The sequence below is a fragment of the Selenomonas sp. AE3005 genome (assembly GCF_000686945.1).
Classification (GTDB): domain Bacteria; phylum Bacillota; class Negativicutes; order Selenomonadales; family Selenomonadaceae; genus Selenomonas_A.
In genome coordinates this window covers 20251-39918 of record NZ_JMME01000008.1, presented here as the reverse complement: position 1 = coordinate 39918, position 19668 = coordinate 20251, and the positions used below count along the sequence as shown (strand labels likewise).

The window sequence follows — 19668 nt, the reverse complement described above, 5'->3', positions numbered from 1 at the left end:
CCCGGATCAGAACCGTGCATTCAGCAGGCTGGCTGCGAGGTTTTCACTGGACACCTCATAACTGCCGGCGTTCAGACGTGCGCTCAGTTCCTGAACCCTATCTTCACGCACATCGTCCATACTCTGGAGTTTCTGCAGCATGCTGGAAAAACTCTGGCCTTCATGGGACAGCAGGACTTCGTCCTTCTTTTCTACAGCCTGCGCATTGTAGGCCCGCTTGACGCCGCCCGTGCTGCTCACGCTGTAGGCACCGGCTACGGCCTGTACATTGCCATTGATAATCATCTTAATTCACCACCCTGTTCATTCTCATAGCTGCTACCCTGAATGGTACACAGCCTCCTCTGAATGAACTATCGACAAAAAAAGCAGGAAACTTAATTCCTGCTTTTCGGTCATTATTCGCTTTTAGCGGTGATTATCAGCGATTATCGCCGTTTTTCGCCTATTTGCCTATATCATTCATCATGCTTTTTGGAATACATGCCCTGACCTTTGTCTGCTTTAGCCATCTGTCTGGCAGCCGTAACGGCTGCTGCCTGTTTCTGGAGCGTGCTGCGGGCTGCATCTTCACAGGACTTACAAATCTTGCCCGTCACAATCGGCGCACCGCATTTTTCACAAGGATAGGTCATCTTCACGCCAATCTGCTCAAAGCGGCCTTCACGAATCATCTTTTTAATCATGCCTGCCGGTGCCTTGGTAGCCTCACAGATTTCAGCAATCTTAGCGCCACGATGTTCGCGGACATACTCCACGACCTCGTGTTCTTTTTCCTGTATCTTCTCAAAGCAATCCATACAAACCTTATGACCAGTGTCGTTGAAAAGTTTGCCGCACATCGGACAATTTTTGATTTTGCCTGCCATTTTATCTCACTCCTTGGACGACTTTTAACTTGTTATTAGCTATATTTCGCTGTTAAAAGACAATATCCTTCTTTTAGTTTTACCAAATCTTGCCCAGCATAAACCAGGTTCTGCCCTTGGCCTGGGCTTTTTCACTGAGATTCGGGTCACCGCCGATACGGCGGGCATAATCAAGGCGGGCAAACCAGTCGTTGGGCTTGCTGTAGGTAATGCCTACGCCATAGCCCTTCAATGTCATCCCTGACGCATCACTGCTCCGTCCCCAAGGTTGTCCATCTTTGCGAAATTTTACATGACCAATATCAAAATAGGTACTAAAGACTAGCCCGGGAACATTAGTATAAAATCTTGTCTCCACAGTTCCCATCAGACCTTCATCACCGGAACCTTCACCCTGCGGATAAGCCCTGACACCGTTAGCGCCGCCCAGATACATCTTCTCCGAGCCATCTAAATTGTGACTGGCCAGCTGCCCGGAGGCCTTTACCAGCACATCCGCCCGATTGCCCAGCCGCTGCACCGCAGTCACGTTGAACTCACCTTTAGTGTAACGTCCTTCCGTTTTATTATTATCAAACATAGATTTCGAGAAAGCGTCATCCGAATCCCTGCCTAGCGTTCCCGTGGTCAGCTTTGCTTCGTAATTTACGGCAAGCCCCTTACGACGTTCAAACCCCTCCGCTGCCACATAGACACTATGCGAATGTTTATTCACCTCATACAGGGACATATAATCATCCTTCAACCTACGGTAATCATAGCCATACTTTATTTTCAAGCCGCTGTTGGTCAGGTGATATATAGGACGATGGCCGAACACGCTGATGGTATCAGCTACGCCTTTCAAATCACCGGAGTTTATGCCCACGCGGTAATCCATGCGGCTGTAGCCAAAGCCCAGCGTTGTACCGCCACGGCCTACGATAGTCTCATAGTTGGCATAGTAGTTGTGCATATTTTGATTGGACAACAGGGTACCAATGCTCACCTTATCACCATTGCCGCTGACATCATAGATATTATGCTGCAGGCCATAGCGGTAGCGCCCCGTATCCTCACTGCCGTAATTTTCCACATAAAGAATCGTGCTGGTGCCCTTGCCTTTTTCGATGCGCACAGTCAGGTCACTGGTGCCAAACTCCTTGCCGGGACTCAGCACACCTACGGCCTTGGTACCGCTGACATCAGAAATAGAATAGAGTGTCGTTTCCAGTTTGCCCGTGCGAATGATATCCCCGGACTTTAAGGACTTGACAAAACCATTAGCCACATCAGTTTTCAGCCGGCTGCGGTTGTCAATTTTTATCTCGCCATAACGCCCCGGGATAACCTTGATGGTAATCATGCCATCGGAGCTTTCCTGCGCAGGCACATAAGCCGCCGCCGCCGGATAGCCATGCTGGCGGCAATAGCGGGTGAGTTCTGCCAGTGTGGAATTCAATTCCTTCATGGTCTTCTTCTCACCCATGCCGTCCTGCAAAATTTTCACCAGTTCGCCCTTATCAAGGTAAAGGTCAGGAGCCTCTAAACGGAAATTGGTAATAGTAAACTCCACAGCCGGAGCCTGCTGAGACTGGTCTGCATTGCTATCCTGCACCTCCGCCTGCGGACGGGGCAGATTCTGCTCCACTTCCTGTCCGGGCTGATTCAGGGAGGGCGCGGCTAGTGCCGCCCCTCCGCCAAAATTCATAACAGCAACTGCCAATCCTGCTGCAATTTGTACTTTGCCTGGTTTCTTCATGCTGTCTGTCACACCTCAAATAATCAAGCTACCTTAACGCCACTACCCTCAATTTTCAGCTCAATTTCGTCATCATTTTGGTTATTTTGGGACTCAATGGCGATTTCGCTGTCCTTTTTCTCCTCATCCTTATCTTTATTCTCCAACTGCTCAAGAATATCCTGCCTGTCATCCAGATTCTGGATTTGGGCACTGCTATTGTCTGCCGCCGCAGGTACACTTGTAATCTCTGCCACCGCCTGTTTGTCACCGGATTCTCCAGAAGACAGGGAAGTGATTTCAAGATTTACCGTCGTGCCGTTATCGGTGACTTCGATATTGGCCATGTTGGCAGCATCGGCGCCGTCAACATTGACGATGTCGCCGCCCACGATACCGATATTAGCCAAGGACGTATCCTGACTTGTCATATCGTCAGCATTCCCCAGACTTACACTACCATCATGGATTTCACCGCTGTCGATGGTCTCCCTGGCGATGACCTGACCATTTTTATCGACATATTCCAAAGCTGCCGCTGCATTGTCGCCAAAGCCGCTGCCCTTGTCCTTGGAAATCTGCTGATAAATATTGTTGGTCGGCGTGATTTTGGTATCAGGGTTGTTGCGGCCGCTGTCCACGTATTTTACCGTAAAGGCCGTGTCATTAGCCGCATCCTGATCAAAGGTATAATTCAGACCAAAGTTGCCAGAGGTCTGATTACGATACCAGCCATAAACCGGATTCGGCTTCTCTACGCTAGTATTTGTCACCGTAGGCATTGTATCAAATACAAAGGACGAAGCCAGATTCTCATCGCCGGAAACAAGACCTTCCACCGTACCACTGAACTTCGGCATAGCTTCACCGCTGTTAATGGAAACAGGCGTTGCCACGATGGTTAAGCCCTTGCGCGAAATTGTGCCGGTGCCGGTGATGGTATCTTCGGCTAGCTGATAGTTTGGATTGCTGAGATTCAATTTATAAGTAACCTTATGATTTTGCAGTCCGTCACTATCTTCTGCTGTTCCTGCATTAGGATTATCATAAACTGCTTTAGCCGTAAGTCCTACATTATCACCGCTCAGCACATTGCTAAGCGATACACTCGCGGCGGCATTTTCCGTGCCGGCTGTTGTGCCATCGTAGACCTTTGTCATGATGCCATTTACAGTGGGGGTGATGATACGCTTGTCAATGGTGCCGTCACTTGCCTTGATCTGGCCTTTAAGACCATTGCCCGTTACCGTAATGTCAGGAGCATTGCTTCCCTGCACCAGCGTGTAATTGCCATTCCCCAGCGTGATATTGTAGGTGTAGCCTTTATTCGTACCGGCGCTTGCATCATCATAGTCAGCACTGCCAATTAGAATATTGGCGCTGTCACCTGTAAGCAGTCCGCTAGGTACAAGGTTGGCATTAGCCGCAGCCGTGCCTTTGACCGTAGTCGTACCATCATAAGCTTTATAAGGTGCTGCAGCTATGGACACGCTTACAGGCAAAGGCTTAATTACGCCACTTCCATTAGCATCAATCATAATATAATCATTGATACTGTTATCATTGGCTGTATCCGTATCATTAAGCTTAAACCCTGTGAAGTTAATATTCTGTGCGATAACGGAGCCATCTGCAGCCCGCTTAACATCAGGACTTACATAATGTCCCTCAACCTGCGTGGCATCAAGCTTTAAATCGCTATCACCGGTCACAAGTCCCGTAGTGCTGTCAGCATCCCGCAGACCAAAGCCCATAGCGTTGTAATCGGTGCCGGATGGTAAATCGGTATTGCCGTCATAATCCTTAGGTGCTGCGACAGCATTGGTGCCATCTACATAAACCTTACGACGTTCAATATCGCCCTGTGCAACAGCAGACGGCGTAGCAATCGCATAATTGCCGCTGTTATCGTTAAGCGCTAAGGTATACGTTATGGTCTTGCTGTTGCTGTCTGCCTCACCCGGATTAACGCTGGCATGTTTATCCCCATACCTCGCCGTAATCACTACGTCATTGAGCAAACCATCCTTGCTAAGTATCGCCTGATCATCAGCATCCACCACAAAATTAGACGTATCTGCACGATCATTGCCGTCATAAATCTTGCGATTGCCGCTGTCTTTCTCCACCGCTGCATTTAACTGCCGCGGGGTTATATGGCTGTACACAGCCGCATTACCGGCATTATTGGCTGCGCCGCTATCTACATCATGGTTCACCAAAGCCGTCAGCACGGAATCATCCAGGATGTAGTTGGCATTACCCACAGCATCTTTTACTTTGCTCTCCACGGAATTGATATGATAGTTCAGCGTATGGTTATCCCCTACATTCTGATTATCATATTGGCCCGCAGCCGTATATCTAACCGTCAAGGCATTGCCATTGCTATCCGTCACGGTATTGCCATCATGGGTCAGCGTAAACGTCAGTATATCGTTAATGCCCAAAGGTTCCGCTGTCGCACCGCTATAATCATACACCTCCTGCAAATCCGTATCCGCATTGTATTCACGCGTAACGGCTTTCCAATTCTCCGTAGCCGCCTGAGTAATCGTGATGGGCTTAATTTTCCCTTTGGCTTTGGCTGCGGCAAAGTAAGCCGTACCATCAATCGTATAATTCTTGGAAATCGTATCTACGTTGTTATCCACCATGTACTGCAAGGCATTGTCAAGGCCCGTGAAACGTATATCCTTGTCAACGACATTATCGCCATTCCAGCTGACATTTTCATCCGCAGTAAAATCATTTGCGCCGGTGCCCTTGCCAAACTCGGCAGTGACCTTGTTCAGCGCCCCATCATTTAAGGTTACAGTTTCCCCGTTTACCCCCGTCAGGACTACACTGCCTGCATTCAAACCAACGTTTGCATCACCTTTCCGGTAATCGCGGTCAAAGGCGTGGTCATCTGGATTAAACGTAAGCGTTGCTTTGTCAATCTTGCCTGTGCCTTCAAGCGTATTGTAGACGCTATCGGCATTTGTACCCAGATTCTCCAGACGGTGAATCTCGTAGTTATCCGCACCATTTCCCGTAAGCTGCACCTGATAGATTACTTTTTTGTTATCGCCTGCATCCTTGTCCTCATACTGGGCATTGATTACAGACGCATTGCGATTGAGATGGGTACCCTCATTCAGTAAATCACCGTCACGAACAATAATCATATTGGTAACATCCTGCTCTACACCGGTGTCACCGTCATAAGTCTTTCTGATTTCAGGCGTGGTATCCAGCGATACATAGACCTTGCGCGGGGTAATATCCCCGGTGCCGCTCTTTGCAAAAGTGCCATCAGCGTTCATCCAACCATTATTCACTAGTGAACCGAAATTATAATTATCACTGCTGAGCTGCAAGATAAAGTTAACCGTTTTCCCAACACCTCTGGCCGAGTCGGTATATTCCGCCTTGACCAATTCATAAGCGATATCGCCCGGCAGGTTAGTGGCCGTGATGAAGTTACGTTTAATAGCATCGGCATCGCTGCTGCGATTGTACTTCACCAAAGCATCAGTATCGTATTCCTTGGTGACATCATGGATGGTAAATGTCGGCAAAGCCGTAAGCGTATACTTTTCAATATAGCCCGTGCCCGTAATGACATTCTTGCCAGCCTCGGTATCAATGGCGCTACCATCAGCCTTGGCCAGATAATAATTGTCATTATTCAGCGTAAAGCCCGTATAGGTCACGGTATGCGCCGCACCATTCTGTACATTGGGGTTATCATATACACCGGTATCATCCGTAACATCGGTCAGCTGCAAATTGTCATAGCTATTCCCTAGCTGCAAAGCCGCCGTGGATTTAACTGCTTTTACGCCCTTAGTTCCATCATACGTCTTCGTCGTATCAGCTGTTGTCAGGACAACGCCAAAGGGATTGATGGTATTTTGCGTAGTTGTCAGGGCTGTTCCCTGACCATTCGTCAATTCATGCCCCTCAGCATCCACAAACTTGTAGTTGCCACTATGAGCATCATCTACTTTGGCCGTGTAGTTAATCGTCTTGTTGTTCGTGCCAACACCTGCATCGTCATAAGCACCTGTGCTTACATTGGTACCATCAAGCAGGCCGGTCTGTGTCGTTGTGCCATCTGCCACAACAGCGGCAAAAGTCACAGCATCAGCACCGCTCAATTCTGTGCCGCTGGCTGCTCCTGAATAGGCCGCATTATCACCATTGTAGATTTTCTTCGTGCCATCATAGTATTTTTCCAGATAATCATGGGTAACACTGGCTATAATGGAACGCTTATTGATTGTGCCCGTATTACTGCTATCCGTTAAGTCAATTGCATCAATAGCTACAGCATCATCTGCATAATCATAATTGTTAATCGTCGCGGCATCAACATGGACATTATAGGTTACAGTCTTATTCCCTTCACCAGCATCGGCTGAATTAAATTTTGCACTGTTAATGCTGTAATCATAAGCACCATCAGCCAGCGAAATATCCACTGCTCCATTACCATCTAAATCTACGCCGCTTGTTACAGGATTAACCCATGAACGTTGAAACGCATTTCTGGCCGTAGCATCCATGCCATACTCGCCCACCACTTCACTGCCGCTATAAGTCTGCGACACGCTATCTGAAATGTAAAACTTGAACGCCGTGTGGTCAATTGTTGCAGGCGTAATCTTACCAATGCCATAGAAAGTATTGGCTACATCATAATTACCCGCATCATCGCCGAGTGCCGCAAGCACACCGCTATACTGCACATCTTTATTCAATACAGTTCTATTCGTATCGGTTGCACGATTCACATCACCATTCGCCACGAAAGTATCATCCGTTGTCCCAGAACCATATAAGCCTGTGAGCTTGGTAACATCAAAACCATCCCGGTTCACAACAGTTTTATTTTCATCACTGCCAAAGCTGATAACCTCCGCCGTAGGCATAGTGCTGCTCTTGACCGATTCCAGCCTGTTTGTTGTTACATCATCATCATAGGTGCCATAAACTTTAGATGGTTCAGCCGTAGTATTAAGGGTCAAAGTTCGCTTATAAATCGTGCCTTCACCAGTCCAGGTAGTACGATGTGTGTCCGAATTTTCCGCGCGGAAATAGTAATCTCCCTCCGTATCACCAGCTACCTTCAATGTATAAGTTACAACTTTACTACCAGCATTTTTATCGTTATAAACAGCGGTAATTCCGTTGCTGACTACATAGGCTGTGTCTACATCTGTCACCAGCTGGTCTTTAATCGTAATCAACTCTTCACCTGTACGCTCAATGTCAGGCAATGCATCATAAGTCTTGGTAATATTATGGTCAACAATATCATCATTGACATAATCTTTATTATCAATAATGGTAATCGCCCGTGGAGTTATAATACCACCACCGGTCAGAGTCTTTTCCACATATCCATTGGTAAGCAGGCTATCGGCAATGGAATAGTTCCCCGTCTCGGTAACGACCAACTTATAAGTAACATCACGGGTTCCCTGATGCTGACTGGAATACTCTGCGCCTGCCACGGTCAAATTAAGTCCCAGTTCATTCGTCGTTCCCGTCGGCTGCACATAGGCCTGTCTGTCCGTGAGATAGTCCATAGCATGGGCAACATTTTTTGTACCATCATAGACCTTGGTTATGGGCGTAGAATTACGATCCAGCTTAATCCATTCACCATCCGTAATCTTCAGCGGTCTGATGGTTCCTGTACCATAGGCTTTTTCGCTAAGGTTATCCGCCAGAATATAATTGCGCGTATTCAACAGATTGCCCAGCCCCATATACTCCACGGTCTTACCATTTTCGATTACTTCGTGAGAGGCAGCACGAAGTACATCCGCATTAGGCGTAAACACGCCATCTGCCATCTCACCATATTGCCCCTTCAAAACCTCCGAATTAAGTGCTAGCTGGCCATTTTCATCAACGCCAAAAACATCCTGAATGCCTTCGTTATTTACCGCTCCCGTTACTCCGGTAATCGTAATACGGTCATTTTTATACGTTGGCTGGCCTACTGTAATCCCTGCTTCACTGGTCGAATTTGTGACATTATAATCACCGTCATAAGTCTTTTCGGCCGTCTTAAATGTCACTGCAGTTATCGTTGCCGGCGTTATCTGGCCAATGCCGTCAAAGGTTTGCGTAGCACTGCCATTTTCACCAAATTTGTAATTCTGGGAAATAACCGCACTATCCCCTGTACCTTCATATACTTTTGCTTCGTAAACAATATTTTTATCCGCTACGGTATAAGTAGTGGTCGTTGTATTGCCATTCTGTGTTGTATTCTGGGTATAGTTGACGTTCTTCGCTGCCCCATCGAGTCCCGTTTGCTGATAGAGACCAGTAATCTTAATATGCGAACCATCATTCGTCAAGAGATGATGTTCCGTATCCTCTGCATTTGCATAGGAGAGATAACCATCATCCATACCAAAAGTGGTTTCTCCAGCAGCATCCTTGACATTTGCATTGCCATCATACTGTTTAGTGACATTTTTCGTCGGATTAACCACTACATTCAGCGTGCGCGGAGTTATTGCGCCAGCGCCAATCACAGTATTGCCATTGGCTACGATATCCTGACCGTCAAGGGTATAGTTATTCGCTACCCCTGTACCGTTATCCGAAATAGTCACCGTATAAACTACACCCTGAGCACCAACCTGCGTATCGGTATTTACATTTTTGGTCGTACTATAGGTATGATTTACAGATTTGCCATTTTCATCCGTATCCTCCCAAGCTGCACTTTTGACAAAGGTAGCTGACTGCACCGTAAAGAGCAAACTATCCCCTTCCAGCATACCACTGCCTACGGTAGAATTACGCTCATTGCTGACCTTTGTTCCAACGGGTTCCGCGTAATTTTCAGAACCAGTATATTCCCGTGTAGCTGCACCAGCGGTTGCACTATTATTATGCCATGTCTTGTTATTCTCGTCACCCGTGTACCACTCAAAGCCTGTGGAGGAAATATTACGACGATTAATAACACCTGTACTATAAACATTGCCGCCGCCACCCGTACCATCCTCATTTTCAGGATTTATTGCAGTTCCCTGCTCATATTCACCTTCACGATTTAACTCTATAAGCCCCTTAGTACTAAAAATGTTCTTGCGATTGCCAGTGCTATCTTCGTATACCAGTACATAATTATCTCTCGCTGCGCCTTTAAGTTTCACGCCATTCAACCGAACTGCATGGTTTCCAGCTGATACAGCCTCTTCTGATGAATCGTTTGCACTAATTACATAATTCGCTGTTTCACCAAAATCAAGTTCAACATCATCTGCTACTGTTTGCGCAGCATTATTAGCACTTGGCAGACTAACGATTTGAGACGTATCAAAATCAAAATCATCTGCAGTAATCGTACGAGCTATATATTCGCCTGTTGTTTCATCTTTAATTTTGACCGTACTATTCTTATCGTAAACCTTTTCATAATCATCCTTTGCCGCTTTAACAATAAGCTCTCTTTGATAAATAACACCTTTAACATTACTTGTCGGCAAAGTCACACTGTTAACATACTCACCTGCACTGTTAACCAAGGTATAATTATTCTCAGTATAATCAGATGTAGTAGTAGTTCCATCCGTATTGGTAGTTATACTTGCTAAAGATAGATTTCCATTAATATTAATTCTTTTATCAATACCTACATTAGCATCATCTGTCCACGCACCAGTATTAGAGTTATAACTTTGAAACGTCGCTGTACCAGAGTATCTGACCTTAACTGAGCCTTCATCCTCTGGCAGGATTCCTGTTGTCGAAGTAGTTTCCCCTGTGAACACATTTGCTACATCATCTGAAGCATCATAAGACCCATTATAGGCGCGAGCTATCATATAAGAATCAGTAGTTGTTTTAGTAGGAACCGAACGAGGTGCTATAGAAATATTACCACCAGCAATATCATAACCTAATTGGTCAGAGTAAATCATTGCCCATGAATTTACTTTACTGCCATCATAGGTAGAATTCTTACGTCCAGCTGTATCATATTTTATATGACTCAACTCTTTTTCCGCTATATCCTGCTGAGCAAACTGAATAGTACTGCTATCCGTTGCGGCACCATTCTGGTCTTTATTCAAAATTTTCAAGGTTTTTCCATTATATACCAATCCTTCTGTTGCCTCGCCATAAAAGGCTGGTATATCATCAGCATTTCTAACCGTATTGCCTGCCGCATCTGTATATGTTGATTTGGTATTACTACCAATTCCATTAGAACCACCATAAACTGAAACAGTCTTATTTAGTCCATCATCATCGAAATAGCCATAATTATAATTGACCGTCTTAACGCCCTTGAGAAACGACGTCAAAACCGGCATCATATCCTGTCCTTCATATATACGCCAAATTGAGCGTGTAACTTCACCATTTTCGTTAGGCTTTACTCCACCTATATTGGTAATACTAGTCCACCCAACATCTATTCCTGTATAACTATCTTTATACTTTAAGTCACTCGTATATGGTTGTGTTTCACTAGATCCAGTGTTTCCTCCATAAGCACGGGTCCCATTACCTAAACCATATACTATCGAATTTTTAATCTTTATTCCTGAACCATTTCCTGCGGCACCTTTATATGATTTTGCATAGCAATTCTCAATTGTTATAATAGCAGATGAACTTGCTGCTCCAACAAATCCCATACCTGTACTAGTAAGCTCGCCTATACTGTAGGAGTTTTTTATCGTAGATTCAGCCGAAGAATCCGAAGAGTCCGCTTGAGCAACTAATCCATGACCTGTAATTTGTCCATTATTATAACTTTCATTTATCTTTACTCCACTTATTTTCCCTACTAAACCACCAGCTCGACCATCTGCAATAACACCAGAAAGGGATACTTTGACACTCGTCCCCTCATTAAATACATTATTAAACGTTGTGTCAGTTGCCTCGCCAGCAATAGCTCCAGCATACTCACGAGAATCATTCTCAATTTCAGATCCAACCACACCAACATTCTCTATACGTTTTTTTCCACTCGTTTTTGCAAACAGCCCCTTTTTTGCCTTCATCCCACTAATAGTATGGAAGTTACCATCAAAATTGCCCTTAAAGGTTTCTGTAATTGGTGTAAAAGTAGTTGCCTCATCCGTTGCAACTATATCACTTCTCAGCATATAATTGCCACTGAGATTTGTTGCTATCGTTGTACTCCAATTATTGCCATCTACCAACTGATAATAGTTAGTAGGCGGCAGCGTTGTAAGGACACTATGCCCATTTTCATCAACATCAGTTGCGTTATTCCTTATAGACATAGTCTTGTATGCGTCCCCTGCTGATGCTCCATCATAATTGCCCACATGAACATATCCACCATCAACAGAATCAGCTTTTAATATTACACTGTTTGCCTTTACCCATGGCGTAAGTTCCGTTGCTTGTGTCTCACTATTCGTACTAACTGTAGAATCATTTAGAAAACGAACATTTTGGCCTTCCATCACGACTTTGTTGGCACTAATCTTACCCATATTGACAACATCCGTTGCCACTCCAGCAGATGCAGTATTTATAACACTTTCCATGGTTGTACCATTAGCGGCAATGGCACCTTTTACCGTATCTGTAACACCACGGGTAGAGGCATAAAGACTTCCCACATCTACGCTGGCAGTTTCACCAAAAATAACTCCATTGGGGTTAATAATATATACTTCATTGCCTCCCTTGATTGCACCATCAATCTGAGATGTATTCATCCCAGAGACAATGTTCATATAATTATGCGCACCTTGGGTAGGGTCAGTTGTTTCACCATCAAAAACAACTTTCTCACCTTTTGCAACCGAAAAATCCTGCCAATCAATGACATTATTCATAGTTGTACTGGTAATACTTGTATCTTTACCACCGTTAGCCGCATCACTATAGGCAATGTCAGCTCCACCAGTAGTTACCGTGCCCCCCACAGGCGCACCATAAGCCACGGGCACAATACTAAACATCCCTGCCGACAGGGCAATACCTACGGCTATGGCAATTTTTTGCTGATTACTGTCCCTGCGCATTTTCTACACCCCATTTATCTTACATCTAAAAGCATATCACTACGTTTTCATTTTTAGACAGTCGTCCTTTATGTATATCGACAGAAACCATGTCTTTCTTAAGGGCAAAAGCTCTATTTTTTTTACAATAAGGTCAAAAAAAATAAGGCAATGCCCTAACGCATTGCCCCTGCGGATATATTATTGTAATAAGCTTAATACTGCGCTGCTGTTCTGATTAGCCTGCGCAAGCATCGACTGTGCGGCTTGTGTCAGCACATTATTCTTGGTGTACGTTGTCATTTCCTTAGCCATATCAGCATCACGAATAACGGACTCGGCAGAATTTGTATTTTCGTTAGCAGTTGTCAAATTAGCCATCGTATATTCCATACGACTTTCTACTGAGCCTATAGTTGTCTGCACATCCAATACTTTAGAGAGTGCCAAATCTAATACACTAATCGCAGCATTAGCTTTCATTTGTGAGGTTATGGACAACGTGGAACCATCTTTGCCTCGTAACCCCAACGCCTCACTACGCACATCTGAAAATCCCATCTTTATTGCCTGATTAGCTTTTGTTCCTACCTGAAAGACCAGTGCATTATCTGGCGAAGGATTTTCAGCTTTTATTGCTTCATAATAATTGTTTAATACTGCATTAGCCGTCCTGTTGATGGAACCATCTTTCTCTATTACATTAAATGTAAGTCCAGAAATTTGCCCATCCAACCCTGGATTTTTAGCTGTAAAAATAACAGCTTTTTCACCATTAACACTATTTACAGGACTTCCTACTCTATCAACGCCAATAGTGCTATTTATTGAAACACTCATGACATCATCTACATCTGTTCCATCAGTACTGACACATCCTGTAAGTAAAGTTTGAACTTCATTTAATCCAACAGGATCCATGCGGAGTAAATGTGTTTCTCCCTGTCGCACATATGAAATCTCTATTACACTATCCATTTTTATACCCAGCGAGCGCCCTGCAACATCCGTCAAGTCAGTCAATAAATCATCTTCAGCAATGTTTGTTGACAAACTTTCATTTACTAATGTCGTAAGGGTACCAGGACTCTTTACATAATTATTATGCGACCCGTCCAGCATAATCTTGCCATTATACTGGACATTGGCATTTTCATCGAGCTGGTCTACGGCCTGATCCAGTTCCTTTTGAATCGTTGCCCGGTCGGCATCGGTATTGGTGTCATTTGCCGCATTGATGACTTTTTCTTTGAGGGTGCTGAGAATATCTACAGTGCTCTGGACGCCACCTTCAGCAACTTTGAGCATACTTGCCCCTGTCTGTGCGTTGTCAATGTCCTGCTCCAAGCTGCGCATCTGGGTACGCATTTTCTCAGAGATAGAATATCCCGAAGCATCATCTTCAGCACTATTGATTTTCATCCCTGAGGAAACCTTTTTAAGGCTCTTGGCAAGAGCCTTGTCATTCTTGTCCAGCTGATTGAGCGTGTTCTTAGCTGGTATGTTGTTCTTTACCACCATAGCCATAGCGGCCAACCTCCTTGTTTTCTGACCTTTTATACAATAGGCACACCTGCATCATCCTCAATGCAGAGTTGCCAAGATTTCTATTTTATATATCGGTGAAATCTTTTTTTCCTTAATAGCTGCAGGAAAAATTTTTCCTGCAAAATAAAACAAGGTGCAGGACTCACTCACCAAAAGGCACATGCCCCCAATAGCAGCATGTGCCTTGTATATTTAACTAGCCCAACAGACTCAGTACACTGCTACTGTTTTGGTTGGCCTGCGCCAGCATGGACTGAGCGGCCTGCATGAGTACGTTGTTTTTGGTATAGCCGGTCATCTCCTTGGCCATATCCGCATCGCGGATTACGCTTTCGGAGGAAGTTACGTTTTCATGGGCGGTGGTCAGGTTGGCAGCGGTGAATTCCAAGCGGCTTTCCATAGCACCGATAAGTGTCTGCTGTTTAAGTGCCCGGCCAATTGCCCGGTCGATAACTGTAATCGCCGAGTTAGCCAGTTCCTGAGTAGCAACGCTGACCTTAGTGCCGTCTGACTTCGCCAGCCCCAAGGCTATGCACCGCATATCGGCCAGGCCCACACGCATACTTTGATTAGCCTTCGTGCCCGTCTGAAAGACCAGATTTTTCTCCGGCTCGCCATCGGCAGACTGTTTGGCCAGATAACGGAGAATCATATAGCCGGCAGCGTAAGCCTCATCACCGGCAGGAGCGGATGAATTCAGCAAAACATTCTTTAAGGCGTCCGGGTCGCTGGCCAGACTGGCAATGGTACTTCTACGAAAATCATCAATACCATGTACCACTTCAGCAGCCCCTTCCTTTATGTATTTAGGCAGGCTGCTAAAGTTTTTGATGTTGGCCGACATCAGGGCATGTGTCATCTCATGGGCAATCGTGCGGTCAAGATAGCCGGCACCGCCGCCGGCATTACCATTCCAGTCTTTTGTGTCCAATGAAGAATAATAATCCATGTTTATGGTCATACTCAGCCCTGTAGTTACACCGCCCGAAATACTGCTCGTAACATAGGCCAGCTTTCCATTCTGACCTTCGTTGGACAGTTTTACATCCATCGTACGTACAGAAGTGCCCTTCTCCCAAAAATTTAGCGCATAGGATTCATCAATAAGGTCTATACAATTTTACAGCCAGGGATTATCTAAAGCCCCCAGTATCGCTCTTTCTACATCAGAATTTACGGAGCTCGGCCAATTCACGGTCAGCCCGCGAATACGGGATGTTCCCCCTGTAGGATCCCCTCCATAAGGATAATGTTTTTCCGGCACAACACTTTCCGCAGTTTTGACCACTTCATTCCGCGCATCCTTGCCGGTAATGGCCCCGGTATCCTCATTGTCGAGGACTATGCCGCAGGCCGCCAGACCGTCGTTCGTTATGTCATTGATAAACGTATTTATCAGGGCTGTTTCGTTTTCAAACATGCCGCCAGAAACATATTTTATAGCACCGTCCAGCGCCTCCTGTGCTGTAGCCGTGTCTGCATTATCCAGATAGCTCATAAAAGAGGCCATGGCATCCCAGGGGTCTGCGGCAATGCCATGCCCCTGCGTGCCATCTAAGAGACGCTTGCCGTTAAAAGTCACTGCAGCGTTATCTTCAATCTGCGACATGTATTGGTCAAGTTCTTTTTGGATAGCAGCACGGTCCTTGTCCGTATTGGTGTCATTAGCCGCGTTAATGGCTTTTTCCTTAAAAGTTTTGAGTATATCAACGATAGACGATACAGCCCCTTCCGCCGTTTTAAGGAGGCTGGCAGCGTTTTGCGTATTGGCGATGTCTGCCTCTAAACTGCGCAGCTGTACCCGCATGCGTTCGCTGATAGCATAGCCGGAGGCGTCATCAGCAGCGCCGTTGATTTTCATCCCGGTAGATACCTTCTGCAGGCTTTTAGTTAAAGCATCTGCATTTTGATTAAGGGTGTTTAAGGCATTTATTGCCTCCTTGTTGTTCTTTATAACCATTGACATGATCCTTCCTCCTTGAAGATATAGCCAATTAACCACCTCATTGTGTATATCGTAGGATTTTACTCATTTCTTAAATAAATTTATTTTGTAAAATAAAAAAGGCACAAGTCCTTTTCAGAACTTGTGCCTAAAACAACAGTTTTAATTATTTGCTCATAGCTTCCTGTACAGCTACAGCTACGGCTACGGTCATACCAACCATCGGGTTGTTGCCGGCGCCGATGAGGCCCATCATGTCAACGTGTGCCGGTACGGAGGAAGAACCTGCGAACTGAGCATCGCCGTGCATACGGCCCATGGTATCGGTCATACCATAGGAAGCCGGGCCAGCAGCCATGTTGTCCGGATGGAGCGTACGGCCCGTGCCACCGCCGGAGGCAACGGAGAAGTACTTCTTGCCGTTTTCGATGCAGTCTTTCTTGTAGCAGCCTGCAACCGGATGCTGGAAACGAGTCGGGTTCGTGGAGTTACCAGTGATGGAGATATCAACTTTCTCCAGTTTCATGATGGCAACGCCTTCCTGTACGGATTCAGCACCGTAGCAGCGAACCTTGGAACGGAGGCCATCGCTGTAAGCGATTTCCTTCACGATGTTAACTTTGTCAGCCTTGAAGTCATATTCAGTTTCTACGAAAGTGAAACCGTTGATACGGCTGATGATCTGAGCAGCGTCTTTGCCGAGGCCGTTCAGGATAACGCGCAGGGGGTTCTTACGAACTTTGTTAGCCGTCTGAGCGATACCGATAGCACCTTCAGCAGCTGCGAAGGATTCGTGGCCAGCCAGGAAAGCAAAGCAGCCAGCGTCTTCGGACAGCAGCATAGCGCCGAGGTTGCCATGGCCGAGACCTACTTTACGATGGTCAGCAACGGAACCCGGTACGCAGAAAGCCTGCAGGCCTTCACCGATAGCTTTGGCAGCGTCAGCAGCAGCAACACAGCCCTTCTTGATAGCGATAGCAGCGCCGAGGGTGTAAGCCCATTTAGCGTTTTCAAATGCGATGGGCTGCAGGTCGCCGACGATGTCGTAAGCCTTTACGCCTTTTTCATCACAGATTTTCTTTGCTTCTTCGATGGAAGCAATACCATACTTTTTGCAAACTTCGTTAATTTGGTCAATACGACGCTCATAGCCTTCGAATAATGACATTCTATTCATTCCTCTCTTTTACCTAGAAACTTGCGGAAATTGTCAAAGAGTCACAATTACTCTTCGCGCGGGTCAATCGTCTTGACAGCATCAGCGAAGCGGCCCTTGGTGCTGGTGTTAGCTTTGATAGCTTCGTTAGCATCCTGGCCCTTGCGTACAGCTTCCATAACTTTGCCGAGCTGTACAACTTCGTAACCGATTACGCGGCCTTCTTTGTCAAGACCGAGTTTCGTTACATAGCCTTCTGCAAGTTCGAGGTAACGGGGACCCTTCTTCAGCGTGCTGTAGAGGGTACCAGTCTGGCTGCGGAGGCCCTTGCCCAGGTCATCAAGACCTGCGCCGATGGGCAGACCGTCATCAGAGAAAGCCGTCTGGCTGCGGCCATAGGCAATCTGGAGGAAGAGTTCACGCATAGCAGTGTTGATAGCATCGCAAACCAGGTCAGTGTTCAGAGCTTCGAGAACCGTGAGGCCCGGCAGGATTTCTGCTGCCATTGCTGCGGAATGAGTCATACCGGAGCAGCCGATGGTTTCAACGAGAGCTTCCTGAATGATGCCTTCCTTAACGTTCAGGGTCAGCTTGCAGGCACCCTGCTGCGGAGCGCACCAGCCAATGCCGTGCGTCAGGCCGCTGATGTCCTGTACGTTCTTGGATTTTACCCATTTGCCTTCTTCAGGAATGGGAGCAGCACCATGGTGTACTTCCTGGGCTACGCATGCCATGTCTTCCACTTTCTGTGAATAAGCAATCATTGTTCGTATTCCTCTCTTTTTCTAAAATATAATACTTGAGGAGCAGCCTTGGGCAAAGGGCTAGCATGGGCAGGCGGCTGCCTGCCCTCTTTGCTCAAAGAATGCTGCCTCTGTCCTGCTGATTAAAGTTCCACCAGATTCTTGCCCGTCATTTCGGCCGGAATCTCTACGCCTGCCAGCGTGAGGAGAGTCGGTGCGATATCGCAGAGGGCGCCGTCCTTAACGGACTTAACGCGGTCGGATACCACGATGAACGGTACAGGGTTGGTGGTGTGCTTGGTGAAGGGCTGGTCGTTTTCGTAGTCCATCATCTTGTCGGCATTGCCGTGGTCAGCAGTGATGCAGACCTCGCCGCCAACTTCGCGGATAGCGTCTACGAAACGGCCCACACAGGTGTCTACCGTTTCCACAGCCTTGATTACAGCCGGGAACACGCCGGTATGACCAACCATGTCGCAGTTTGCATAGTTGAGGATGATGAAGTCGTATTTGCCGGATTTAATGGCCTCTACAACTTTATCCGTAACTTCCACAGCACTCATTTCCGGCTGGAGGTCGTAAGTAGCAACCTTCGGGGACGGAACGAGGATGCGGTCTTCACCCTTGTAGGGTTCTTCTACGCCGCCGTTGAAGAAGAACGTTACATGAGCGTACTTCTCGGTTTCAGCGATACGCAGCTGGGTCATGCCCTTGTTCTGGATGATTTCGCCCAGCGTGTTGTTGATGGATTCCGGCGGGAAAGCTACGAGAGCATTCATGCCGTCTTCGTACTGGGAGAAAGTAGCGAACGGAATCTTCAAGTCTTCATCGCGTTCGAAACCGTCAAAAGTTTCATCCACAAAGGAATGAGTCAGCTGACGGGCACGGTCCGGACGGAAGTTGAAGAAGATAGCGCCGTCGCCGTTCTTCATGCCTTCGTAGCCTTTGACTACGAACGGCACTACGAATTCATCGTTAACATCGTTGTCGTAGCTGGCTTTAAGGCCGGCTACAGCGCTGTCAGCGCTGACGCCTTCAGCATGAGTGATGGCCTCATAAGCCTTGACTACGCGTTCCCAACGGTTATCGCGGTCCATAGCGTAGTAACGGCCGCTGACGGTTGCAATGCAGCCAGCGCCGATTTCCTTGCACTTAGCCTCGAGTTCTTCGAGGAAAGGCTGTGCGCTCTGGGGCGGTACATCACGGCCATCGAGGAAAGCATGTACATATACTTCCTTGATGTCGTTTTTCTTAGCCATTTCGAGCAGGGCATAGAGATGGTCCTGATGACTGTGCACGCCGCCCGGGGAAACGAGGCCCATAAGGTGCAGGGCGCCGTTCTTTTCTTTCACGCCGTTGACAATAGAGAGCAGGGCTTCGTTCTTGAAGAAGTCGCCGTTGCGAATGTCACGGGTGATACGGGTCAGCTGCTGGTAAATGATGCGGCCGGCACCGATATTGGTATGACCAACTTCGGAGTTACCCATCTGACCGTCAGGCAGGCCGACGAATTCGCCGGAGGCCTGCAGCTGGCTGGTCTTATAATTGGCAAGAAGGCCGTCGAGTACGGGGGTATTAGCTACCTGTACAGCGTTGTTCTTGTCGGTTTTATCACCGAGGCCGCAGCCATCCATGATGATGAGGGCCACTGGTGCATTTTTAAGAGTTGCCATG

The 19668-nt window shown here is 46.7% G+C and carries 8 protein-coding genes and 2 pseudogenes; all 10 read right to left on the bottom strand.

Going from position 1 to position 19668, the window contains the following annotated elements; translation table 11 throughout:
- Nucleotides 1–6 precede the first annotated feature (6 nt).
- A complete protein-coding gene (gene flgM, locus DL94_RS0107110; protein WP_051586359.1) occupies nucleotides 7–285 on the bottom strand; it encodes a flagellar biosynthesis anti-sigma factor FlgM in 279 nt (92 codons plus the stop codon).
- Nucleotides 286–458: 173 nt separating this feature from the next.
- Nucleotides 459–869 (bottom strand): flagellar protein, encoded by a 411-nt coding sequence (locus DL94_RS0107105; protein ID WP_028129568.1) that lies wholly within the window; start codon nucleotides 867–869, stop codon nucleotides 459–461.
- 79 nt (nucleotides 870–948) lie between these two features.
- Complete coding sequence (locus DL94_RS0107100; protein ID WP_028129567.1) at nucleotides 949–2610, bottom strand: ShlB/FhaC/HecB family hemolysin secretion/activation protein; 1662 nt, start codon at nucleotides 2608–2610, stop codon at nucleotides 949–951.
- Nucleotides 2611–2633: 23 nt separating this feature from the next.
- Entirely contained in the window at nucleotides 2634–12623 is a 9990-nt protein-coding gene (locus DL94_RS0107095; protein WP_028129566.1) for a YDG domain-containing protein, read from the bottom strand.
- A 180-nt stretch (nucleotides 12624–12803) separates the two neighbouring features.
- On the bottom strand, nucleotides 12804–14129 hold the full coding sequence (locus DL94_RS0107090) for a flagellin N-terminal helical domain-containing protein (protein WP_028129565.1): 1326 nt from the start codon (nucleotides 14127–14129) through the stop codon (nucleotides 12804–12806).
- Nucleotides 14130–14346: 217 nt separating this feature from the next.
- Nucleotides 14347–14751: pseudogene (locus DL94_RS16450) on the bottom strand (flagellin); the annotation flags it as partial.
- A gap of 942 nt (nucleotides 14752–15693) precedes the next feature.
- Nucleotides 15694–16116, bottom strand: a pseudogene (locus tag DL94_RS16445) (flagellin); the annotation flags it as partial.
- Between the two features lie 145 nt (nucleotides 16117–16261).
- Complete coding sequence (locus DL94_RS0107070) at nucleotides 16262–17263, bottom strand: GGGtGRT protein (protein WP_028129562.1); 1002 nt, start codon at nucleotides 17261–17263, stop codon at nucleotides 16262–16264.
- A 56-nt stretch (nucleotides 17264–17319) separates the two neighbouring features.
- Nucleotides 17320–18012, bottom strand: coding sequence for an iron-sulfur cluster assembly scaffold protein (locus tag DL94_RS0107065; protein ID WP_028129561.1), 693 nt, complete (start codon nucleotides 18010–18012; stop codon nucleotides 17320–17322).
- 125 nt (nucleotides 18013–18137) lie between these two features.
- Nucleotides 18138–19667, bottom strand: coding sequence for a 2,3-bisphosphoglycerate-independent phosphoglycerate mutase (gene gpmI / locus DL94_RS0107060; RefSeq protein ID WP_028129560.1), 1530 nt, complete (start codon nucleotides 19665–19667; stop codon nucleotides 18138–18140).
- Between the last annotated feature and the right edge of the window lies 1 nt (nucleotide 19668).

Excerpts from the sequence above, each read along its gene's own strand:
- flgM (WP_051586359.1), bottom strand. The coding sequence starts at position 285 with ATGATTATCAATGGCAATGTACAGGCCGTAGCCGGTGCCTACAGCGTG.
- DL94_RS0107105 (WP_028129568.1), bottom strand. The coding sequence starts at position 869 with ATGGCAGGCAAAATCAAAAATTGTCCGATGTGCGGCAAACTTTTCAAC.
- DL94_RS0107100 (WP_028129567.1), bottom strand. The coding sequence starts at position 2,610 with ATGAAGAAACCAGGCAAAGTACAAATTGCAGCAGGATTGGCAGTTGCT.
- DL94_RS0107095 (WP_028129566.1), bottom strand. The coding sequence starts at position 12,623 with ATGCGCAGGGACAGTAATCAGCAAAAAATTGCCATAGCCGTAGGTATT.
- DL94_RS0107090 (WP_028129565.1), bottom strand. The coding sequence starts at position 14,129 with ATGGCTATGGTGGTAAAGAACAACATACCAGCTAAGAACACGCTCAAT.
- DL94_RS0107070 (WP_028129562.1), bottom strand. The coding sequence starts at position 17,263 with ATGTCATTATTCGAAGGCTATGAGCGTCGTATTGACCAAATTAACGAA.
- gpmI (WP_028129560.1), bottom strand. The coding sequence starts at position 19,667 with ATGGCAACTCTTAAAAATGCACCAGTGGCCCTCATCATCATGGATGGC.